This window comes from Duganella sp. GW822-FHT06D06, assembly GCF_058799615.1.
This window is the reverse complement of sequence record NZ_JBXALQ010000011.1, coordinates 39,643-61,587: the sequence shown is the minus strand read 5'-3', so window position 1 is coordinate 61,587 and position 21,945 is coordinate 39,643. Positions and strand designations below refer to the sequence as shown.

The window sequence follows — 21,945 nt, the reverse complement described above, 5'->3', positions numbered from 1 at the left end:
ATGCCGATCTATGTACAACACGAAGTCCTGGGCCGCATCCCCGACGTCTTCAACGCCGAAGCGATCTGGCAGGCGCCCGGCCTGGCGCTGTTCTCGCGCCGCCCGCTGCTGCGCGACCTGCTGGAACGCAGTCCGCGCGAGCACAAGGGCCGCGCCGCCACGCGCTGCTTCTCCCACGTGACGCTGATGCTGCCGCAAGAGGAAGTGGACGACGACTACCACCTGACCCGCGGCGCCCGCGCGCGCGACCTGGCGCAGACCCTGACGGCGTTGCACCAGAAGGATTTCGGCGACCTGCTGGGCGGCGACCAGGTGAGGTACGACGTGATCGGCACCTCGCAGCTGGCGCCGGGCGAGATCGAGGTCAAGTTCGGCCACGCGGTGTACCTGCCGGCGGCGGACGAGAAGATCCTCTACAACGTCAGCGTCTCGCGCGACAGCGCGATCTGGCATCCGGTATGTCCGATCTACCCCAACCAGCGCCTGGCGCTGATCGGCGGCGAAGGCGGCGAAGCGAGCTTCATCGCCAGCGGCTGGCCGTTCGGTCCCGACGGCGCCATCCTCATCATCAACGACGGTCCGGATGCGCCGCCCGTGGTGCAGATGCGGCCCAAGGACGCTTTCGATTGCCGCTTCGATCCGCGCAGCGGCTACTACACCATCAAATCCCTGCGCGAAGCGCCGGGCGGCAGCCCGCGCCTGATGCTCAAGATCGGCCGCACCAGCGCCGCCGCGCCGCGCCCCCAGGCCAGTGCCGCCGTCGACGCCATCAGCATCAACCCGGTGGCGGCCACCGTCGCCAGCAAGCCGGCGGTATGGCAAAGCCGCGCCAACGGCGGCGCCACGCCCGAGATGACGGCGATCCCGCTCAGCCACAAGCCGGCCAACAACGCCGGAGAAAGCGACGCCACCTACGCGCCGATCTCGCAGCAGCGCGTCAGCCTGGTGGCGCTGGCCATGCCGCGCCTGAGCCGCTACCGCGACACCGGCGCGCAAGCGATGGAGCTGCCGTTCAACCGCGCGCTGGCCTTGTCCAGCGACGGGCCGGCGGTCATCAGCTTCGTGGTCGACGCCGCCGACGAGCTGTATGCCTGCACCGCGGAAGGCCGTCAGCGCATCACCGCGCCGGCCACTTTTACGCCGGTCGATGCGCAGGCGATCCGCGTGCTGGCGGCGGCGCCGCAGATGGCGGACCGCTACCGCGCCATGATCTGCCTGGCGCAACCGGTCGGCGCCTCGGTGGCAAGCGGTGCGCGCTTCAGCTTCGGCCGCAACTCGCCGATGTTGGCGGCGTTGCGCCTGCTCGATTCGCCGCGCTTCCTCAAGCGCGCCAACGGCGCCAATACCGCCAGCGCCGACCGCATCGGCCTGTCGCGCGAAGCCTTCAGCTTCGAGGCGACGGCGCAGGGCTACAAGATCGGCCGCCTCTCCGCTTCGCAGGCCTTGTACCACCTGGATGACAAGCTGGAATTCGTCGCCAGCATCGGCGATGCCAACACCGATGCGCCCTACCTGCTGCCCAGCGGTCATCACCTGGTGGCGGGCCATTACGTGCTGCGCTTTGACGCCTGAGAACCCAAGGAGCTTGCATGGAAACGGCTAAACTCTACGCTGCGGGCGCCTATGCGGCTGGGCTGGTGATCACGCTGTTCCTGGCCGCCTACCTGACGCCGCGCCAGTGGTGGCGCCGTCCGAACGCGCGCGCGCTGCTCATCATGGTGGTCGGCGCGTGGGGCTTCGGCAGCCTGGTACTGTACGCGGTGCACGGCAGTCGGTCCGGCAACGATCGCGCCATCGTCGCGACGCGGGACCGCAGCGAGGAGGCGCGCACGATCACGGCGGCAGCGGCGGCGCGGGAGGCTGCGGCACGGGCGCCGGCTGCCTTGATATCCGGCCAGTCGTTCGCCGTCCACCGCGACCTGAACCTGCGCGCCGCAGCCGGCGTGCACTCGGCCTTGCTGGCGACCGTGCCGGCCGGCGCCGCCGTCACGCCGACCGGCGTGCGCAACGGCGACTGGTGGCAGATCAAGGCCAGCGTCGCCGGACATGAGAACACCGGCTGGGTCAACAGCCTGTGGCTGCGCCGGAGCGGCGAATGAGGCCCGAACGTTCAGGCACGCCATCCCACGCCGGCATTTTTTCAGCTAAGCTGTGGCCTTTCGCCTCCCGCGCCACGGCGCCCGCCCCGATGACTCGAATCACCGACCTGCAGGACTTCGGCCCCGGCCTGGACATCGCCGCCCGCAGCAGCGCCAGCATCAGCAAGCTGCAAGTGCCGGAGAACCAGGACAATCTGCTGATCATCGACGCCGGCGGCCGCGCCGTCTTCCTGCGCGACCAGTCCCCGCACAGCATCACGCTGCCCGACTGGCCGCGCGGCCACGTGCGGCTGGCGGTACTGGACGGCATGGGCGGCCACGGCAACGGCCGCGAGGCCGCCGAAGCCGTGGCCTCCGGCCTGCTGCTGATCCCGGCCTGCACCACGCAGGAAGAACTCGGCGCCCGCCTCGACGCCCTGCACGCCCGCTTGCAGCAGCAATTCCGCAGCGAAGGCGACGACGACAACTTCCGCCGCCCCGGCACCACGCTGACGCTGCTGGAGATGCCGCCCGGCGCCGCGCCGATGCTGTACCACGTCGGCGATTCGCGCCTCTACGAAGTCACCGCCGACGGCGCCCGGCCGCTGACGGTGGACCACGTGCCCGCCACCTCGTTCGCCATGCACGGCCTGCTGGGCGAGCGGGAATGGTGGCAGCAAGTCCACGGCGAACACCGGGCGCAGATCGCGCAGGCCTACATCCTCGGCAACGCCTTCGCCAATCCGCAGGTGCTGGACAACGGCCTGCTGGCGCTGAGCGCGGCCAACCTGCCGCCCTTCCTGCACCAGCTGGCCGACCGCCGCCTGCTGACCGTGCGCGCCGACGCTACCTATCTGCTAGCCACCGACGGCTTCTGGTCCTGCGGCCGGCCGCTGCAATGGACCGCGCGCTGGCCGGCGCTGCTGGCCCGGCCGGGCCACTCGGCCGGCGCCGCCCTCGACGCCCTGTTCAACGACTACGCCGACCACCCGCCGCCCGAGCTCCACATCGACAACCTGAGCGCCATCGTGCTGCGCTTCGCAGCGCCACACGATCCCGCGCACAGCGACAACGTTGACGAAACGGCACTCCCGCACGCATCAATTCCTTCACATTTTTGACAACCGGCGGCGCATGTGTTGCGCCGTCGGATTGAATGGCCTTGAGATCGCCACATTGGTTGCCAAGCAGAGTGTAAACCGCATAAACTGACGGGTATCCCATCGGTCGGTTCACCATGAAAAAATGCAGTAATGCCCAGCACCCGCATTGCACCTACTGGGTCATGCCAGGAGCGCAAGCTTGCGAAGGCGGCCACGCCCAAGCGGAGCCCTCCAGCTTTGACCTGCTGAGTGCCGTGCGTCGCACCCGTTCCGGCGTCGCCGGCACGACGCTGGATGCCGCCCCTGCCGATACCGCCGCCCACGCCCCAAGCACCTACGCCCGCCCCCTGCAACGCGCCCAGTCCGAGCGCCCGCAGCTGCACATCAGCGGCTTCGACCCGCGCGCCGCCGGCGGCCGCCAGACCCTGAAGATGGAACTGCGCGGCATGCCGGAAGCCTGCGCGCCGCAGCTGACGCTGCAAGTGCAGTCCGACCTGATCCCCAACGGCGCCGCGCGCCAGCAGTTCGTGCGCGCCACCAGCGGCGAATGGCGTCCCGTGTTTGTCGAGTTCTCCTCGCGCGGCAAGGAACACGGCCAGTACCAGATCAGCATCGAGCTGCTGAGCCAACACGCCGAGCTGGCCTCGCGCAAATGGGTGTGCACCTTCGTCATCCTGGTGCCGCGCATGGACGCCACGCTGACCGAAATCCACCGCATCTTCCTCAGCACGCACAAAAACGTGCGCGTGATGGCGGACGACGCCTCCATCGCCCGCGTCAGCGCGCAAGGCGGCGACAGCCTCGATATCGATGTCACCGCGCGCAACGCCGGCATCGCCCACCTGGACCTGAACGCACCGGCCGGCAAGGTCGACCTGGGCTTCACGACCATCGCCTGGGACGAGGACCTGATCGAGATCGACATGCCGCTGGCGGCCGCCATGCACCCGCACCCGAGCCGCGCGGCCTGCCTGGTCAACGCCGCGCCGGAAGCCGGCGCGCAGCGCCAGATCCGCTTGTTCGCGATGGAAGAATGCGTGCTGGGACGCTTTGAACTGGTCGATCCGGAATCGCACCTGCTGCTGACCCACTACGGCGCCGACGGCCAGGACACCAACGGCCTCACGCGCCGCCTGTCCGGCCGCCATGCGGTGATACGCCGCTCGGGCCAGGGGTTTGAGATTGAAGACGTGTCGCGCTACGGCCTGCTGCTGGACGGCGTCTGGCCGGGCAAGCACAAGCCGACCGCGCTGCGGCTGGGCATGCGCATCGAACTCAGCGCCAGCATCAAGGGCATCGTGGTGTTGTCGGTGACGGCCATCATGCCGCACGGCGTGATCCTGCACCGCATCGACCAGGGCGCCAATGCCGAATGCTTCTACCTGCTGATGCCGGAAACGCATCCCGGCTATCCGGTCAAGGCGTTTGCCGCCGCGCCGCATGCGGCCGCGCTGCCGCTGCTGCTGCACCGCGACGGCGGCTTCTGGCACCTGGACCAGTTGACCGGCAAGGAAACCGCGCTGGCGCCGGCCGTGCCGCTCGATAAACTGAGCCGCATCGCCCGCCACAACCGCTTCGCCAGCGATCCGTATCCGGAACACTGGATCATCCGCACCGGCGCCACCGATCTGTATAGCACCGTGGCGGCCAACGCCATGTCGACCGCCTGAGCTGAAGCGTTTACGCCGGCTTTTTCGCCGGCAGCGGAATGAACTCGGTCTCGCCAGGCACCTTGTCGAAACGCTGCGCTTGCCAATCCTCGCTGGCCTGGACGATACGCTCCTTGCGCGACGAGACGAAGTTCCACGACATGAAGCGATGGCCATCCAACGGCTCGCCGCCGATCACCACGAACTGCGCATCCGCATCCGCCTTGATCAGTTGCGCCGTGGTTGTATCCAGCAGCGCCATCGTGTGCAGCGCCAGCGGCGCGCCGTCGATCTGCAGTTCACCGGTGATCGGATAGATCGCCGCTTCGGCCGGCAGGCCGCTCAGCGCCAGCTCATGCCCGGCCTTCAAAATCACGTCCAGATACAGCGTCTGGCTGTAGGTCTTCACCGGCGAGGTCTGGCCGAAGGCCGAGCCGACCAGCACGCGCACGCGCGCGCCGTCGACATCCAGCTCGGGAATGGCTTCGGAAGGCGTATGGCTGAAGCTCGGCTCATCCTCTTCATGCGCGACCGGCAACGCGGCCCACAGTTGCAGGCCGTGCGTACGGTGCGGCTTGCCGACCAAATCCTTGGGAGTGCGCTCGGAGTGGACGATGCCGCGGCCGGACGTCATCCAGTTGATCGCACCGGGTTCGATGCGCTGCACGCTGCCGATGCTGTCGCGATGGTCCATCGCGCCTTCGAACAGATAGGTCACGGTGGCCAGGCCGATATGCGGATGCGGACGCACGTCATGGTCGGCATCGAGCGGCACATCGACCGGACCGAAATGGTCGAAGAAGATGAACGGGCCCACCGCCTGCTTGATCGCGGACGGCAAATAGCGGCGCACGACAAAGCCGCCGCCCAGGTCTTTTTCGTGGCCTTTGAGCAGATTCGAAATCGTCATGGCCTTACCCCAGCACCGTGGTGACTTCGGTGGTCACGGAGGTCATCAGCTTGTGGATCGGGCATTTCTGCGCGGCGGCCAGCAACTCGGTGCGCTGGGTCTCGGTCAGGTTGCCGGTCAGGTGCAAGGTGGCGGCCAGGCGGTAGGTGCCCTGGCGCTCCTCGCTGGCGTCGCGCTCCATGCTCACTTCCACGTGCTCCAGCGGGATGTTCTTGCGCCTGGCGTACCACACCACGGTCAGCGCCTTGCAGGCGCTCAGCGCCGCGTCGTACAGGTCGTGGGGCGAAGGGCCGGCATCGTTGCCGCCCTCCTCCACCGATCCGTCCGTGGACAGGATATGGTTGCGCACATGGACGATGTGGCGCATTGGCAGCGACTGGTCGCGCAGTACTTTGATAGTCATACGGTGGTCCTTGAAAACGGCATTATCAAAACCGTCACTCTACACCGTTTGAACCGGTTGCGCCTCCCCTAAACGTTCAGAGGCCGTTCAGCAGGACCATCGAAAAATCGGCGCCGCTTTGGCGCAGTTTGATCAACGGCGCGTGCTCGGGATCGTTGTACCAGGCCTGCGCATGCTCCATCGACGGGAATTCAACGATGATCTGCGTTTCCGGCAGCTGCGGCGCGCCTTCCAGGACCACCGGCGCTGCTTTCGCCAGCGCCTTGCCGCCGTGCTTTTGCGCCAGCTATGAGCGACAAACTCCGCAGCATGCAGGTATTCGTGGCCGCCGCCGCCGCGCCCAGCTTCGCAGCCGCCGCGCAGACGCTGGACATGTCTCCTGTCATGGTCGGCAAACATGTGCAGGCGCTGGAGCAGGAACTGGGCGCGCGCCTGATCGAGCGCACCCCGCGCAAGCAATCGCTGACCGAGATCGGCGTGGTCTACCTGGAGCGTTGCCGCGACGTGCAGGCCAGCGTGGAAGCGGCTTGATCGCGCGGCCTTTGCGGCCGGGTCGCGTGCTGCTCGCCGCCAGCCCGGAGTACCTGAAGCGACGCGGCACGCCACGCCATCCGTCGGACCTGGAAAAGCATGACTGCCTGGTGTTTTCCGACTGGCGCCCGCACGCGGCGTGGCGCTTCCGCAAGGGAGAGGAACAGATCGAGGTGCCGGTGCGCAGTTCCTTCGTCAGCAATACGGGAACGTCGCTGGTGTCTGGTGCGATTGCGGGGATGGGTATCGCGATGCAGGCGGACCTGCTGCTGGAGCCCGCGCTGGCGGCGGGAAAACTGGTACGGCTGCTGCCGAAGTGGGAACTGCCGTCGCGGCCCATGCACATACTGCGCCGGCCGGAAGCGCGCCCCAGCGCCAAAGTCCGCAGCTTCGTCGACTTTGCGCTGGAGCGGCTGGGGTGATTACACGACTTTTTTAACGAACTCGGTTTTCAGGCTCATGGCGCCGAAGCCGTCGATCTTGCAATCGATATCGTGGTCGCTGTCGACCAGGCGAATATTCTTGACCTTGGTGCCTACTTTGACGGTACCGCCGCCACCCTTCAGCTTCAAGTCCTTGATCACGGTCACGGTATCGCCGTCCTGCAGAATGTTGCCGACGGAGTCGCGATACACCTTGGCGCCTTCTTCGGCAGCTTCGGCGGCGGTCGCGCTCCACTCGTGGGCGCATTCCGGGCACACCAGCTGGGCGCCGTCTTCGTAGGTGAATTCGGAATTACATTTCGGGCAGGGTGGCAAAGCGCTCATGGTACGATCCTGGAGTTTTGAAGAAGGCAGCATTATACCAGTTCTTGCCTGAAGTTAGACCAATTTTCGCGCTACCCGGAAGCCGACGATGTCGTTGGCCAGCACCGCCGAAAAGCCGTTGCGCACCGACGAGCGCAGATAGCGCGGGTTGTACAGCCACGAGCCGCCGCGCAGCACGCGCCGCACCTGGTCGCCCCCCTCTTCCCACGCGCTGCCGTCTGCCGGCGCGCCGATGTAGTTATCGTGCACCACGTCCTGCGTCCACTCCCACACATTGCCGTGCATGTCGAACAAGCCCCACGGATTGGGTTGGAAAGTCCCGGCCTTGTTGGTCCCTTGCAGGTAGGCGCCGCGCGGGCTGCCGTTGTAGGTGTAGTGGCCGTCGTAGTTGGCCTGCTCGGTGCTGATCGCGTCGCCGAAGCTGAAGGCGGTCTTGGTGCCGGCGCGGCAGGCGTACTCCCACTCCGACTCGCTCGGCAGGCGGTAGGTCTGGCCGGTTTTCTCCGACAGCCAACGCACATACAGCTGCGCATCGACCCAGCTGACGCCCACCACGGGATGCTCGTCGTTCTGCGCGAAGCCTGGCGCGCGCCAGTCGGTATCCGATTGCGATTCCCAGCCGGTGGCGCGCACGAACTGCCGCCACTGCCCGACCGTGACGGCAGAACGCCCCATCGCAAACGACTGCTCGATGCCGACCCAGTGCTGCGGCGTTTCGCGCTCCAGCCAGTTTTTCTGCGCGCCGGCCTTGATCGCCGCCGCCTGCTCATGCTCGTGTGAACCCATCTGGAAACGGCCGGTAGGGATCAGCACCAGATCGGGGCCGACGCCGGTGCCGTCGACAAAGCGGTCGCGCAGCACGCCGTTGGCGTCGGCGACCGGACTGCCCGCCGTCGGCATCAGCGCGGCCAGTTCGGCGGCGTTGCGTTCGGCCTGCTGCTTGCGATGGCGCTCCTGCTCGGAGCGATACGCAGCTTCGGCCTTCAGCTGCGCGGCTTTGCGATGCTGTTCCTCGCGTTCCTCGCGCGCCTGCTTGGCGTCGGCGTCGCGGCGCGCCTGCAATTGCTCGCGCAAGGCCTGCTTGCGGGCCAGCGCCGCAGCTTCGGCTTCGGCGCGCTGCTTTGCCTCCAGCGCGCGGCGCTGCTGGTCCAGCTTCACTTTTTCTGCCGCTGCTGCCTTGGCTTCGGCCTGGCGCCGCGCGGCCAGTTCCGCCGCCAGAGCCTGTCGTTTCAGCTCAGAGGCGCGGGCCTGTTCCGCCTGCGCGGCCTTGGCCTCGGCATGCGCCGTTTGCTCGGTCCGGCGTTGCTGCTCGCGCTCCTGCGCCTGGCGGGCTTGGGCGGCCAACTCTTCCTCGCTCGGACCATCGGCGCGGCGCAGCTCCGCCAGCAGCTCGCTGACCGAGGCCGGACGGCGCTCCTGTGCGTAGGCAAAACCGTTTTGCAGCACCTTCCACTGCGATGGATTGAGACCCTGCGGCGGCGACGGATGGAAGTCGGCCGGACGCATATCGTCAAACGGCATGCGGCCTTCCAGCAGCTGGTAGATCATCACGGCGACGGCGTAGACATCCAGCTTGGGCGAAGGCTGGCGTTGGTGCGTGCCCGCCTCCGGTGCGCGGTAGCCGACGGTGCCGGCATTGGGCGTCTGCAGACCGAGGCTGCTGCCGGCGCTGCGCGCGCGCGAGGCGATGCCGAAGTCCAGCAGCTTGATCTCGCCGCGCTGGGTCAGGAACACGTTGCCGGGCTTGATGTCGCGGTGGACCAGCTTGTGCTTGTCCCATGCGTATTGCAAGGCGTCGCCGACTGGCGTCAGCAGGCGGTAGACGGCTTCCATCGGCAGCGGGCCCTGCTCGGCCAGATAGGCGTCCAGGTCCTGGCCTTCCAGGTATTCCATGATGATGAAATAGCTGGAGGTGGCCGGGTCCTGCGCCCATTCATAAACGCGGACGATGTTCTCATGCGCCAGCTTGCGCGCCTGCGTCGCCTCCTCGATCAGCAGCTTGGCGTGGGTGGCGCTTTGGGTCAGCTGCGGCGGCAGGATCTTCAAGGCCACCATGTCGCTGTGACCCAGCTCCGCATGGGTGGCCAGGTCGGTCGCCTGCCACACCTGGCCCATGCCGCCCATGCCGATCAGGCGTTCCAGCCGGTAGCGGCGGTTCTGCGGGCCGATCTCCTGGCTGGACATCAGCCCCAGCTCCGTGCCCTGCCGCACCGGTGGCGGCGCAGCCGTGACGCCGCCTCCCGGCGGCGCGTATTCCGCATCCAGGATGGCGTTCTTGCGGCGGTCGAACTCCTGCAAGCTCAGTAGACCGTCATCATGTAAGGCCCGCAGTTCGCGGATCTTGTCTCTTGCTGTTTGCATCATTAAACGAAGTGTAACCGTTCCTGCATAAAGCTGTTTAAGCTAAAGGCACGCCACATTGGGCGCAGAATTTGTCCAGCGGGTGGCCGGCCCGCGTTGGATGGCCGTTGGCGCAGTAGCGCGCCGGGGTTGGGGGCGCAGCGCCGGCCGCGTTCTGCACGTTCAGCAGATCGATCTGGTGGCGGCGGTCGTTGTCCATTTCCATGTCGCGGCGCGCGCGCTCTTCCAGCATCCGTTCATGCGCCAGCTGCGCCGCTTCGGCCGGGGTGACGCCGTGTTCGGCCGCCACCACCTGCGCCAGCGCTTGTATCTGCTCGGCCGTCATGCCGCCCTGGATCTGCATCTTCATGATCTGCTTCAGCGCTTCGGCGTTGGGCGCGGCGGCGGTGGCCACCTTGCCGGTATCGCTCAGGCGGCCGATGGTTTCGATGCGCGTCAGTTCATGCGACTGCTGCACCAGCAGCACATCGTAGTCGCCCTTCCAGCGCGCGAACTTCTCGTCGCGGTCATGCTCCAGTTTTTTCAGTTCGCGCTGCCATTGGGCTTCCTGTTCCTTCTGCTTGAGGATCTGGCGTTGCTCGTCCACCTCCAGCTGATCCAGCATCGCCTGCTTGTTGACGGCGAGGTTCTGGCGCTGATGCACGCCGTCCGCCTCGATGGTGCGCAGCAGCTTTTCGTACTGGGCCACCGAATCGGCCTGCGCGCCGGCGCGCTTCAGCTCCTCGATCTTCTGGTTGATCTCGGCCACCTGCACGGCGTTGGCCGCATCCTTGACGGCGTCGCCACGCAGCAGTTCGCGCTGGCGGGCCAGTTGCAGCTGGCCTTCCCATTCCTGCACACGCTCGGCCTCGCGGCGGCGCGCGGCGCTGGCCAGGGTCAGGCCCTGGATGCGCTCATTGTGGCCTTGGGCCTCGATCTGCAGTTCACGCTCTTTCTCGGCCTTCTCGCGCTGGCGCAGCGCGGCCAGTTCGCTGCGGCGATGCGATTCATCCTCGATCAGCAATGCCTGCGCCATCTGGTTTTCGATGGCTTGCTCGCGCAGCTGATGCGACAGGCGCTGCTGCGCCAACTGGCGCTGTTCGGCCGCCGTCTGTTGCAGCACTTCGAGCTCGGTGCGCATCTTGATCTGGGCCAGATGGCGCACATGCTCCCAGTCCGCCTGCTCGCCGACGCGGTGCGATTTGTTCTTAGCCAGCTCGTGTTCCAGATCGGCCAGTATGGTGCCGGCGCCTTTGTCGACGGCGACCTTGCGGGTTTTCGATTCCATCACGCGGCTGTACAGGTCCACTTCGCGCGCGCGCAGCGCCTGCATGCGCTCGGACTCCTTGAACGTCAGCTCGGCCTTGTTGACGCCTGCGTCCTGCCGCAGCTCGGCGCGGCGCAGGTCGGAGCGCATCTTCTGTTCTTCGCGCCAGATGGCCTGCCATTCCTCTTCGTCGTAGATCTGGTCCAGCTGCTTGACGTGCTCCAGCTGCACATGGCGCTCGTCCGCCACCAGCCACAGCGTACCGATGCGCTCGCGGTTGTGGTCGAATTTATCGTGGCGCAGCGCGACCGTTTCAACGCGATCGACAGCCAGGCCATAGCCGGCCAGGCGCAGTTTCAATGCGGCTTGCAGGCGCTCGTCCAGTTGCAGGCGCAGGTCGGCGTTGTGCGCCATGTCGCGCATCGAACGGCTGCCGATGAATTCCGCCGCCACCTGGTGCACCGACGGTTCCAGCAGATCTTGCAGGTGCTGCGTGCTGACGGTGCCCGGCACGGTCATGAAGTGCTGGGCGAAGGCCGGTACATTCTCGATGCGGATGGCGACCGTGAAGCGGGCCGCGACCTTCAGGTGCTCCGCCGTCTGCAGGTCGCTGAACGAAAACTCCACCGGCAGCGCGGCGCTGCGGGTGATCAGGATTTCCGCGTTCTGGTTGCGCAGCAGGTGGTTCAGGCGGGTGAAGAAGCCTTCGATCTCGTATTCGCCCTGCGGCACCTCGGTGGCCTTGTCGGCTTGCAGGATGTAGGCGCGCGAAGTGGCCGGCACGCGCAGCGTTTTGGTGAAGATGCCGGACAAGGCGCTCACGCCGAAGTACACGGCCAGTTCGTCGTCGCCGGGCATCCAGCGGTTATCGCGCAGCACGGGCTCGCTGCGCGGCGCGCCCAAGGTCAAACCGCAGTGCTTGCAGTAGCCCGACTGGTCGTCGTTTTTGTGCTCGCAACGCGGGCATTTTACGCCGCCAAAACCAAACATTTGGAACATGTCAGACTCCTTCTTCGATTCATCTTCCGGGCCGCCCTAGCAACTGCCGATTTTAGCAGGGCACGCCCATTTTCATTCCTGCGCACGATACTGTGGCGCTTCAAATCATGCCGATCCGGTCGATACAGGCCAGGCTGGCGCCTTTTTGCCGCAGTTCGGCCGCAAACCCGGCCGGCAAGTCATCCTCCCAGGCCTTGGGCAGCAGCACCCGGTCGCCTGCGGCCGCTTGCATAAGTATCAATTCCAGCTTGGGCTCGCGACCTTCGACGGTGTCGACCCGGCCGGCATGCCAGGCGCTGGAGCAGCCGGTGGCGATGATGCGGCCGCGCGGCAGGAACTCGCGGCCGCGCGCCAGGCGATCGGCCATCACCAGCGCCAGTTGGTACGAGCCGCCCTGAAAGCGCGGCTGGCTGAATCGCACCACGCTGCGCCAGCGGCCCAGGCCCTTGCCGTCGAAGTGGCGCGCGGCGGCCAGGGTCTGGCGTACTTCCAGTTGGGCGCTCAGGTCCAGGCCCGGCGCGGCGATGGCGTCTTCCTCCGTCGCCGCCGCCGGATGGTGGGTGGCGCTGGCCGATGCGCCCTCCACTGCGGCGGCGCTGTCGATGGCGAAGACGCTGACCTCCACCCAGGCCAGGCTGTCATTGACGCCGCCGCTGTGCAGCGGGAACCAGGTGCGCACGGTGGAGACGCCGGCCGACGGATCGGCGTGGCCGCTCAGCGCGCCAAGGTGGGTGATGTGCAGCGCACGCGTGGGGACATCGTTGGCTATGCCACCGCTGATGATGCCGTCGCCAGAGCCGATCTGCGGATGATCCAGCGTCGCGGCGATGGCTGTGGCGCCCTGCACGCGGCCGAGGTGCCATGCGTCGGACCAGCCTTGCGCGTACTGGCGGCCGGCCTGCGCGGGCTGGAACAGTCCGCGCACCATGCGGTCGGCCAGCACTGCCGCCAGCTCCCAGTCGCGGTCTGCGGTGCCGGGCGCGAGGTCCATGCTGAGGACGACCTGGTCGCGGCTGTCGAGCCGCACTTCGGTGTGGCGGGCAAGGCGGACTACTTCCTGCATCCGCTCGGCGATGGCCGGGGCGCCGGCGACGCTGCATTTAACGTCGGCGCGGTTGGCGCGCGGGCGGCGACTGGCAGTGATTGTCAGTACGCGGCCGTCTGCCAGTATGCTGCGGCATTCGGCGTTGGTCGGGACGGTGGCGGCGGACAGCGTGGTCATAGCGATGGCTCCATGCGGGGCGCATGCGGAGCGCGGCGGAAGGCCAGGCCGGTTTCCAGGTTGGCGCAGATGCGGTCGGCCTCCTCCAGCAGCGCCGGCCACTGCGTGTGATCGGCGCGCTGGAAGCGGGCCAGCAGCGCCCAGGATTCGTCCAGTGCCTGTACGGCGAGCAGGGTCTGGGCGGTGCGGCGGACCTGTTCCGCATACGCCAACGGCTGGTCCGGCGCGGCCCAGGCCAGCGACGGCATGGTGTTCACGTTCAGCGTGGCCATGCCCAGACGCAGCAACAGGGCCTGGTGCTGCTGGAAGATCAGCGAGCCCTCAGGCAGGACCAGCAAGCGCAGGTCGCGGCTCAGGCCAGGCAGTTCAAGGAACAGGCGGCGCAGGCCGAATGCATCTTGCCAGGCGATAGGCGCTGCGGCGGCGGAAGGCGCCGTCGCGGCGGGCGGCGCCAGGAGGGTGCCGCCGGGCGAAGCGGCAAACAGCGTGTGCAGCGCTGGCTCGGCGTTGGCGGCAGAATCGCGCTCGGCCACGGGCGGCGTGTCAGCCGCAGCTGCGGCTGCAGCTTCGGCGGCACGGGCCCTCAGCACTTGAGCGTAGTCGACCTCGTCGCCCAGATCCACCGGCACGCAGTCGTCCACCGTTACGCCAAAGCGCGTGTACAGCAGCTGATTGAGGCCGGCGCGGAAGGCGTGCCATTCCTCCAGCGTGGTGCATGGCGGCAGATCCAGCGCGCCTTGCGCCAGCTCGGTTTGCAGCACCGTTTGCGCCGACGCGCGGAATCCGTCCAGTTCCAGCCGCTCCGCCATCTCGCTGTACAAGTACAAATCGAACCGCTGCTGCGTCACGCGCGGATTGGAGACATCGACGACAAAGCGCAGCCGCAGGCCCCACTCCGGCGCCGATGCGAATGGCGCCAAATGCACCGTGTACGGTCCCGGATGAAAGCACAGCGCCAACTCACCGACCTCGCAGACTACTTTGCCAGCAGCTGCGCGACGCGCATGGCCGCCGGCGTTGAAGACCACGACAGTGCTATTCGCCGGCGCAGCGTCGCCCGCATCGAGCTTAAGCGCGATCAGGTTGACTCCCAGTCCGCCGGTATCGACGGCTGGCTTGCGGCGCCGGGAAAAAATGCCCATGGTCTAAGGTGTCACCGGTTCGACGGCAAACCCTGCGCCATAAAGCTGGAAGTGGGGCGCCGGCGCGGTGGCGAAAGGCCAGCTGCATTCGTATTCGCCGTCCGCGTCCAGACGCCCCTGCAAGACGATCGCTCCGCCGCCATCGATGACGCGCACCATCACGCGCTCGCGCAGCAGGCGCGCGGCGAACGGCGCTTCCGCCGACAGGCTCAGGATCACCTGCCAGCCCTCGCCCTCGCCTGCCTGCAGGAAGTGCAGGGTCCAGCAGCTGTCGTCGGTGACCAGCGATTCCAGCATCGCGGTGCTGGCGGCGGCGCGCAGCATGCCGCCGCTGCCAACCCATGCCGGGTCGTTGGCGGCAAGCGGCGCTTGCGCGGCCGCGTGCCGCTCCAGCGACAGCTGACGGAAGCGGCGCAGCGTCAACGGCGACGCCGATAGCGCCTGCCGTTCGTTCGGCGTCAGCACCCGGCTGCCGTCCAGCGCCGCCAGCAGCGTGGCGTCGGCCAGCATCAGGCGGTCGCCCGGCACGGCGCGGGCCAGCAGCGTGCGCTCCCGCAGCCGTGCGTCTTGCTCATCATGTGCTGATTTCAACTCGTTCTCCTTCATTTCGCCGACGCGGTGTTGGCCGCGTTCAGCTTGTCGATCGCTTCGTTGCGGCGCTTGCGCAGCGTCGGCATCGAAATCTGGTCCAGCGCCGCCAACTGCTGCAAGGTTGGCAGCTCGCCGGTGGCCGGGTCGAGCCAGGCGTCCGGGTAGGTATCGTCGGCGGCGCCCAGCAGTTTCTGGTACACGGCGAGGCGGATCGGCAGCGACTCGCCGTTCAAAACGCGCAGCGCCCAGCTGCCGGCCTCCTGCGCCGCCCGCGCCAATTCCAGATAGCGGGGGGGCAGGGAAAGCGTTCCGGCCAGCGCCTGTTCGGCCGCCAGGTCGTGCGCCTCGAATTCGTCCGCCGGTCCGGCGACGTCGCCACCGCCCGCTTCCGGCGCGTCGTCCGCCTGGCCGGAATCTTCGTCCGCCGCCGGCTCGGGCAGGATGCGGTCCTCGTCGTGCGTCTCCAGCTGTTCGGACTCGCCGAGCACGCGCCAGTAGTCTTCCAGCCACAGCGCCGCTTCGCCGGCGTCGCCCTGCCAGTCGTCGGCGCGGTCCATATTGGCCGACAGCTCTTCATAGTCGCCGATTTCCGTCAGCATCGCGGCGATCTTCTCCGGACTATTTTTCAGGCTGGCGAAGCGCTTGGATTTGGTGTGCAGCGGTCCCGGCGAGCCGGCGTGGCGCTCCCGCGACTCGCTCCAGCGGATGATCCAGTCGGCCTTGCAGCCGCCGATGGACTTCATCTGCCGCACCTCGATCGGACTGCCCTCCAGCGGACGCCCCAGGATGTCGCCCACCTGGGCCGCGTGCTGCCGCCAGTCGGCGAACAGGCCGGCGATCTCGCGGTAGGCGGTATCGAGCATGCGATAGGTGTAGATCTTGTTGGGCGAGCAGTCACGGCCCGTGGCGACGATGTAGTTGTCGGCATCGACCTTGTCGCGCAGGCCGGCGTACATATCGTTGACCTTCTTGCGCATCACGCCCTCGGCGGCGGCATCGAGCCAGAAGGCGCCGCTGCGACCATGTTCGGCGACGACGGCGGCGACGAACGCCAGCCAGAACGCCGGCTGCGCCTGCAATTCGAACATCAGGCTCAGCGACAGTTCGTAGACGCTGTCGCCGTAGCTGTTGCCCTCGGCCTCGGCGCGCGCCGACCGGGCGCCCGCGCGCAGGGCCGCGGCTACCGCATCGGTATAGCTGTCGAGCAGCGTCGCATGCTGCCCGGGGTCGAGCAGCTGGTGCATCTCAAGCCGGCGGAACGCCTGCAACGAGCAGTGTCCCAACAGCTTGCGCACTTGTTCCCAGCCGTGCTCCTGATACCGGGTTCCTGGCAAGCGCATACAGTCCTGTCAATAAGTGAAAAACGAAAATGAGCGCGCTATGGCGGACGCCTCGAAATCATGCCACAAAAGCCGCGATTTCATTATCCCGTTTACAAGCCTATTTCCCCTTCTGTTCGCGGTTCTGCGCCGCCAGCGTGGACAACACCGCCGCCAGCACCGGCGCCGCGTGCTCGCCGCCGGTGACGCTGGAGTGGCTGACGAAGGCCGCCATCGCCAGCCGGTGCGTCTGGCCCGGCAGGCTGCCCGCTTCCAGCCAGCCGGTGAACCAGACGGTGGCTGTGTCGTCGCCGGTGGGCGCGGTGCCGGTTTTGCCGTACAGGCCGGGCCGCACGCCGGCCAGCGCGGCGCCGCCGAACGCGCCGGCGCCGGTGCCGACATCGACCACGCCTTTCATGCCGGCCCGGATGCGGTCGAGGCGGATGCCGACCGGCTTCATCGCCGGCACGGCGCTGGCGGCGCTACCCAATGTGAGCAGCATGCGCGGCGCCACCACCTTGCCCTGTCCGACCGCCGCCGCGGCCAGCGCCATTTGCAGCGGCGTGACCTGCATGCGCAGGCCGATCGCCATCTGGCGCAGCTCATGGCGGGTGTGGATAGGATCGATATGCGCCGGCGTAGCTTGCAGCGCATCCCAGCTGCGCCAGTTGAAATTCGCCGGCAGCAGGCCGCCGTCCAGGCGCAGCGTTTGCTCGAAGCCCAGCCGGTGCGCGGCGGCGACGATGGGGCGCACCGCATCGAGCGCGTTGGCGTCCAGCGCCTGCAAGTCGGGGGCGCCGCCGTCGGCGCGGCCGAACAGGCTGCGGTCGCTCAATTCGCTGGACCAGGCGAACCAGGTATTGAGGCTGTAGGTCAGCGCCTGCGCCAACCCCAGGCGGCCTTCCTGCGCGCGCCGGTCCAGGCTTTGCTCGTGGTAGTTGGTGATGTGGGCCAGGCGCGGATTAAGCGGATAGCTGGCGGCGTCGGTCTGGAAGCCGAAGCCGCGCTGCTGCGCCAGCCGGTTGATGGCGGGCAGCGGCATGCCGCCCAACAGCGCGTCGATCTGCGGATCATTCTGCGCGGCCAGCTCCAGGCCCAGCGCGCTGATCACCTTGAAGGTCGAGCCGGGGCTCTGGTGCGCGCCGCCGTCGTGCTGCAAGGCCGGCAGGCGCAGAGGGCTGCGCGCGGGGCTGGTGCGGTCGAAGTCGCGCACCTCGGCCCAGTTGGCGGCGTTGACTTCACCCGCGCCGGCGCCGGCGGCGGCCAGCACGTCGCCGGTTTCGGTATCGAGGATGACCAGGCCGGCGTGGCGGCCTTCCGCAGCAGCCTGGCCGCCGCTGCAGGCCTTGCCGTCCCAGCGGCCGCGATGCATTCCGACGCAGTCCAGCACGCGCTGGCTCAAGGCCTGCAAGGGCAGGTCCAGCGTGAGGCGCGCGCCGACCGCCGCGCCGGACGCGCGCGAGACCGTGGCGGCCGATACCGGCAGGCGGGCCAGCATGCCGGCCACGCTGTTGGCCTGCTCGCCGCTCACGCCCAACAGCGGCGCGAGGCCGGCCTCGATGGCGGATTGCGTCGGCGCGCCGTCGGCCCACAGCAAGGTGCCATTGCGGTCTTCCAGCTGCACCGGCGCGGGCGCGGCTGGCCGTGGCAGGCCTGGCGCGGCATCCCCGGCGACGGGCGACAGCGCCTGCCATACCAGGCGGCCGCCGGCAACCCGCAGGTGGCGGTATTTTTGATCTTCCGGCGCGTTGAAGTCCAGCGGCTGCACCGTCATCTGCACGCTGTGCGCGCCGGCTTGCAGCGTCAGCGTGACTTGCTGGACATCCGAAGCGCTGCCGCAGGCGCGGCCGCTGCAGGCGGGAGCCAGCTGCGCGCTGGCGCCGATGGCGCCGGTGACGCGGCCGGCCAGCAACACCTGCATCACTTCACCGCCGGCCGCGGCGCGCGGCAGCGCGAGGCTGAGCCGCACCACGGGGCGGGCGCCCCGCCCTTCAACAGCTTGCGGCCAGCGGGCCACGCGGGTCCACGGCTGCCATCCCTGCGGCAGCGATGCGAACAGCCGCGAGGCGGCGACCGGCATCTGGCTGGTGGTCGCGACCATCGTCGGCGCGCTGCCGGATGCGGCATCGCTGCCGGCGCTGGCGCTCCAGTCCAGCATCATGCCGGCCGGCGCCTTGACGCGCCATGCCAGCAAACGGCGTTCGCTGTTGTAGATGTCGATCTGCTGGCGGACGTAGGCGCCGTCGGCCTGGTAGTACAGGCGCTTGAATAGCTTGCGCGTGGCGGCGCCGGGCTTGATCTGCTTCCAGTGGTCCAATTCGGCGACGCGTTCGGCGGCGCCGGCGGCTTGCCATTGCGGCAGGTCGCGCGGCGCCAGCTCGATGGCGCCGGCGGACGTCAGGCGCACCAGGCCCTGGTCTTGTAGCGCATTGAACAGCGATTGGTCTTCCAGCGCCATCGGCGCGGCGGCCGGCACCTGATACGAGCCTGCCGCGAGATTGGTGCTGACCGCCCTGCCGCGCGCGGGGAAGGCAACCACCAGTGCGCTGGCCGGCACACTGGCGGCAGCGGCGTCTTGCGGCGCCAGGCGATACATCTGCACCACCAGCTCGCCCGCCTGCGGACACATGGCGTTGGCGCGCCGTTCGATGCGCAGCGCCGAGGCGGCGCCCCACAACAGCCATCCCTGCTGGCGCAGCGCGACCTGGCCGCTGGCGCCCTGCTCGACCTGGCCGAAGCTGGCGTCGCTGATCCAGCGCGCGCCGGCCTGCGCGCTGCGCCAGCTCAGTTGCAACGGCTCGCTCAGCGGATCGGTGTAGTCGGCGCGGGCCGTGCCTTCGATCTGGATTTCCGGGATCGCGGCGGCGCCGGCGCCGTTGTCGGCCACCAGCAGCACGTTGCGCAGGGAGATCTGGACGTTCGATTCTTCATTGCGCCTGACCCAGCGCTTGACGTCGTCGAAGCGATAGCCGAGCCGCAGCGGCAGCAGGCGCGGGTCGGTGGGGCTGCGCATCTGGCTGCACAGGTCCACCCGCACCGCTGGAGCGGCTAGCATGCCGGACGCCACCAGCAAGGCGCCGCCGGGTTGGATGCTGGTGCTCAGGCCCGCCTCGGCCGGCACGGTGAACGCTGCGCCGGGCAGCACGGATTGATAGGCGTAGGCCGCGCGCACGCTGTTGACGGCCTGCGGGGTGCTGACCGTCGCGGCGGCCAGGTGGCGGGCATGGCCGGCGATCAGCACACCGCCGCCCGCCACCACGCACACACCGACAACGGCGATCCACATGGCGCGCTGCCGACCGGGCGCCTGCGCCCCGCGCGTCGCGGGCGCCGAGGACACCAGCCGCATCGATGGACGGCCGCGGGTTCCGGCGCGCAGGTTGGCTTGCCGGCGGCGTGCGCGGCGGCGCTCGGCCCAGGCTTGCAGGATGGTGGTGATGAATCGCGGCATAAGCCCCTCGCGCTGGTGGACGGTATCTGCCCAGCTTTAGCGGAGGGGCCGCGAAAACGCGCATTCCATGGTCGAAAAGCCATCGCCTTATCGCGCCTATCTGCATTTCGGGACGCAAAAAGCGCGGCTCGTCGCAATCCCGTGGCGGCTGGACAGGCCTTTGCATAAAGTGAGCACATCGAAACACACTTTTAACCACCGAAAGGAAGCAAAATGAACGTCCTGAAAAACTTCGAAGCCCTGTTTGTCGTGACCCTGGGCCTGGCCTGCGCCACCAACTACGTGCTCGACGAAACCACCGCAGCCCCAACGCCGGTACAAGCCAGCTACACCGCGCCAGCCGCCGCCAAGGACATGCAAGTGGTGGTGGTCAGCGCCAAACGCCTGACCGCCGAACAGAAAAAACAGTCGCTGATCGACGAGAGCAAATCCGTGCTGGCCGCAGACACCACCGCAGCGAGCAAAATTTGAAGGCCCGTAATCCCTTCGCCTGTACGCGCCACCGAAACGCCGCGTAACAGGCGTAGCCTTTTGCAGGCTCGCTCGCTCCCCGCCGCATCCGTCAGCACCCTCCCGCCTTAGTCCCTTCTGTACGCCACCGCACACACCACCACAGCTTTGTGTCAGATGTAAAAAGTTGCATCATCGGGAGCCATCCCTGGCGCTGCTTGCTATAGTTCGTTCAAGCGTTGCACGAAAACGCGCAAACGGAGAACACGTCATGATCAAACGCTCGCACACCATTTACGCTGCCGCCATGCTCGCGTTGAGCGCAGCAGCATTCGCTCCAGCCATCGCAGCGGCGCAAGTCGGCGTCAGCGTCGTGATCGGCAACGCACCGCCGCCTCCGCGATTTGAAAGCCTGCCGGCGCCGCGCCACGGCTACGTCTGGGCGCCCGGCTATTGGAACTGGGACGGCTATCGCCACGTGTGGCTGGCCGGCCGCTGGGAACAGGAACGCAACGGCGCGCAGTATCGCCGCGCCGAGTGGATACGCGACGGCGGCAACTGGCGCCTGGATCCGGGCGGTTGGGTGAACGCCGGCCCGGCCCCGGTGCAGGTTGACTATGTGACCGTGGCGCCGCCCCCACCACGCTATGAACGGATTCCACAGCGGCGCTACGGCTACATCTGGGCGCCGGGTTATTGGGACTGGCGCGGCCACCGCCACGAATGGGTAGGCGGCAGCTGGGTCGCCGAGCGTCCGGGCTACATTTATGCCCAACCGCGCTGGGTGCAGCATGAAGGCCGCTGGCAGCGCGAGGAAGCGCGCTGGGATCGAGGCCCGAACGGCGACCGCGATCATGACGGCATCCCGAATCGCTACGACCGGCACGACAACCGCAACTACGGCCACGGCCGCGGCGACAAGGACCACGATGGCGTGCCGAACCGCTACGACCGCGATCGCGACGGTGACGGCGTATCCAACCGCCACGACCGGCATCCAGACAACCCGCGCCGCGATTGATGAGCGACGTTGATTTCGAAGTATTGGCCACGGCCGCCTACAAGGGCGAGCGCGTGGCCGCTCGTCGTTTGGCGACGCGTTCCGAAGTGAGCGAGGCGCAGGCCTTGCATCAGGTGCTGACGCAGGTGGCCGGCGTGCAGGGTTTGGCGCTGCTGCTGGCCGAGCGCAGCGCCTTGCGTTGGCGCGACGAGAAACTGCGCTCGGCAAAGTTGGCGGAAAAGGCGCGGCTGCTGGAACAGCGCGCGGCGCGCTTGCGGCCGGCCACCGATGGCTGGCGCGGATGGTTCGACGGTTCGGCGCATCCCAATCCGGGCCAGATAGGCATTGGCGCGCTGCTGTGCGGGCCGGACGGCGAACGGGTGGAGATCAGCCGCCGCGCCGGCTACGGCAACAGCGGCGAGGCGGAATACCTGGCGTTGACGGCCTTGCTGGAAGCGGCCGTCAGCCTGGGTGCGACCGGGCTGGTGCTGCACGGGGACAGCCAGGTGGTGGTCAACGATGTGAATCTGAGTGCGCAGGAGGTAGCCGCCGGCCGTGGCGCCAAGGGACTGGAAGAACATCGCCGGCGCGTGATGGCGTTAATCGCGCCGTTGGGAGACGTCAGCCTGCGCTGGGTGCCGCGCCACCGCAACGGCGCCGCGGACCGCCTGTCGCAACAGGCGATCGACAGATCGCCCGGCGACAGTAGCGACGGACAGTAGC

20 protein-coding genes are annotated in these 21,945 nt (G+C 67.9%); 9 read left to right on the top strand and 11 right to left on the bottom strand.

Going from position 1 to position 21,945, the window contains the following annotated elements:
• The 4 genes from AC1RMD_RS19980 to AC1RMD_RS19965 all read left to right on the top strand — a co-directional run bounded on the left by AC1RMD_RS19980 (window position 1) and on the right by AC1RMD_RS19965 (window position 4,851).
• Window positions 1-1,572: a hypothetical protein gene (locus AC1RMD_RS19980; RefSeq protein WP_492928647.1), complete on the top strand. Its 1,572-nt coding sequence runs from the start codon at window positions 1-3 to the stop codon at window positions 1,570-1,572.
• A gap of 17 nt (window positions 1,573-1,589) precedes the next feature.
• Window positions 1,590-2,099 carry an SH3 domain-containing protein gene (locus tag AC1RMD_RS19975; protein ID WP_492928645.1) on the top strand — a complete coding sequence of 170 codons (510 nt, stop codon included), beginning with the start codon at window positions 1,590-1,592 and terminating at the stop codon, window positions 2,097-2,099.
• A gap of 89 nt (window positions 2,100-2,188) precedes the next feature.
• Window positions 2,189-3,199, top strand: coding sequence for a PP2C family protein-serine/threonine phosphatase (locus AC1RMD_RS19970; protein ID WP_492928643.1), 1,011 nt, complete (start codon window positions 2,189-2,191; stop codon window positions 3,197-3,199).
• 116 nt (window positions 3,200-3,315) lie between these two features.
• On the top strand, window positions 3,316-4,851 hold the full coding sequence (locus tag AC1RMD_RS19965) for an FHA domain-containing protein (protein WP_492928640.1): 1,536 nt from the start codon (window positions 3,316-3,318) through the stop codon (window positions 4,849-4,851).
• Window positions 4,852-4,861: 10 nt separating this feature from the next.
• On the opposite strand, the gene AC1RMD_RS19960 is transcribed toward AC1RMD_RS19965, so the two are convergent.
• The 3 genes from AC1RMD_RS19960 to AC1RMD_RS19950 form a co-directional block, all read right to left on the bottom strand.
• Window positions 4,862-5,740, bottom strand: coding sequence for a pirin family protein (locus tag AC1RMD_RS19960; RefSeq protein ID WP_492928638.1), 879 nt, complete (start codon window positions 5,738-5,740; stop codon window positions 4,862-4,864).
• 4 nt (window positions 5,741-5,744) lie between these two features.
• Window positions 5,745-6,143 carry an OsmC family protein gene (locus AC1RMD_RS19955; RefSeq protein ID WP_492928636.1) on the bottom strand — a complete coding sequence of 133 codons (399 nt, stop codon included), beginning with the start codon at window positions 6,141-6,143 and terminating at the stop codon, window positions 5,745-5,747.
• A 76-nt stretch (window positions 6,144-6,219) separates the two neighbouring features.
• Complete coding sequence (locus AC1RMD_RS19950) at window positions 6,220-6,429, bottom strand: DUF1330 domain-containing protein (RefSeq protein ID WP_492928907.1); 210 nt, start codon at window positions 6,427-6,429, stop codon at window positions 6,220-6,222.
• 2 nt (window positions 6,430-6,431) lie between these two features.
• Between AC1RMD_RS19950 and AC1RMD_RS19945 the strand changes: the two genes are divergently transcribed.
• Both AC1RMD_RS19945 and AC1RMD_RS19940 read left to right on the top strand, forming a co-directional pair.
• Window positions 6,432-6,674, top strand: a complete 243-nt coding sequence (locus tag AC1RMD_RS19945; RefSeq protein ID WP_492928634.1) for a LysR family transcriptional regulator — start codon at window positions 6,432-6,434, stop codon at window positions 6,672-6,674.
• Between the two features lie 11 nt (window positions 6,675-6,685).
• Window positions 6,686-7,096, top strand: a complete 411-nt coding sequence (locus AC1RMD_RS19940) for a LysR substrate-binding domain-containing protein (protein WP_492928632.1) — start codon at window positions 6,686-6,688, stop codon at window positions 7,094-7,096.
• Here AC1RMD_RS19940 and AC1RMD_RS19935 read toward each other — a convergent pair whose 3' ends face one another.
• The 8 genes from AC1RMD_RS19935 to AC1RMD_RS19900 all read right to left on the bottom strand — a co-directional run bounded on the left by AC1RMD_RS19935 (window position 7,097) and on the right by AC1RMD_RS19900 (window position 19,772).
• A complete protein-coding gene (locus tag AC1RMD_RS19935) occupies window positions 7,097-7,441 on the bottom strand; it encodes a zinc ribbon domain-containing protein YjdM (protein WP_217943297.1) in 345 nt (114 codons plus the stop codon).
• Window positions 7,442-7,495: 54 nt separating this feature from the next.
• Window positions 7,496-9,805, bottom strand: a complete 2,310-nt coding sequence (locus AC1RMD_RS19930) for an SUMF1/EgtB/PvdO family nonheme iron enzyme (protein WP_492928630.1) — start codon at window positions 9,803-9,805, stop codon at window positions 7,496-7,498.
• 34 nt (window positions 9,806-9,839) lie between these two features.
• A complete protein-coding gene (locus AC1RMD_RS19925; RefSeq protein ID WP_492928628.1) occupies window positions 9,840-12,047 on the bottom strand; it encodes a hypothetical protein in 2,208 nt (735 codons plus the stop codon).
• Window positions 12,048-12,147: 100 nt separating this feature from the next.
• Window positions 12,148-13,269 (bottom strand): hypothetical protein, encoded by a 1,122-nt coding sequence (locus AC1RMD_RS19920; protein ID WP_492928626.1) that lies wholly within the window; start codon window positions 13,267-13,269, stop codon window positions 12,148-12,150.
• Window positions 13,266-14,411 carry a hypothetical protein gene (locus AC1RMD_RS19915; RefSeq protein ID WP_492928623.1) on the bottom strand — a complete coding sequence of 382 codons (1,146 nt, stop codon included), beginning with the start codon at window positions 14,409-14,411 and terminating at the stop codon, window positions 13,266-13,268. Before AC1RMD_RS19915 ends, AC1RMD_RS19920 begins: the two co-directional genes overlap by 4 nt.
• Before the next feature lie 3 nt (window positions 14,412-14,414).
• The gene (locus AC1RMD_RS19910) at window positions 14,415-15,002 is read right to left on the bottom strand and encodes a hypothetical protein (RefSeq protein ID WP_492928620.1); all 588 of its coding nucleotides are present in this window, start codon (window positions 15,000-15,002) and stop codon (window positions 14,415-14,417) included.
• Window positions 15,003-15,013: 11 nt separating this feature from the next.
• Window positions 15,014-16,342 (bottom strand): hypothetical protein, encoded by a 1,329-nt coding sequence (locus AC1RMD_RS19905; protein ID WP_492928618.1) that lies wholly within the window; start codon window positions 16,340-16,342, stop codon window positions 15,014-15,016.
• Between the two features lie 100 nt (window positions 16,343-16,442).
• Complete coding sequence (locus AC1RMD_RS19900) at window positions 16,443-19,772, bottom strand: penicillin-binding transpeptidase domain-containing protein (RefSeq protein ID WP_492928617.1); 3,330 nt, start codon at window positions 19,770-19,772, stop codon at window positions 16,443-16,445.
• A 213-nt stretch (window positions 19,773-19,985) separates the two neighbouring features.
• Here AC1RMD_RS19900 and AC1RMD_RS19895 point away from each other — a divergent pair, with 213 nt between their 5' ends.
• The 3 genes from AC1RMD_RS19895 to AC1RMD_RS19885 all read left to right on the top strand — a co-directional run bounded on the left by AC1RMD_RS19895 (window position 19,986) and on the right by AC1RMD_RS19885 (window position 21,944).
• The gene (locus AC1RMD_RS19895; RefSeq protein WP_492928615.1) at window positions 19,986-20,243 is read left to right on the top strand and encodes a hypothetical protein; all 258 of its coding nucleotides are present in this window, start codon (window positions 19,986-19,988) and stop codon (window positions 20,241-20,243) included.
• Between the two features lie 250 nt (window positions 20,244-20,493).
• The gene (locus AC1RMD_RS19890; RefSeq protein WP_492928613.1) at window positions 20,494-21,243 is read left to right on the top strand and encodes a YXWGXW repeat-containing protein; all 750 of its coding nucleotides are present in this window, start codon (window positions 20,494-20,496) and stop codon (window positions 21,241-21,243) included.
• Entirely contained in the window at window positions 21,243-21,944 is a 702-nt protein-coding gene (locus AC1RMD_RS19885; protein WP_492928611.1) for a ribonuclease HI family protein, read from the top strand. Before AC1RMD_RS19890 ends, AC1RMD_RS19885 begins: the two co-directional genes overlap by 1 nt.
• Window position 21,945: the final 1 nt, after the last annotated feature.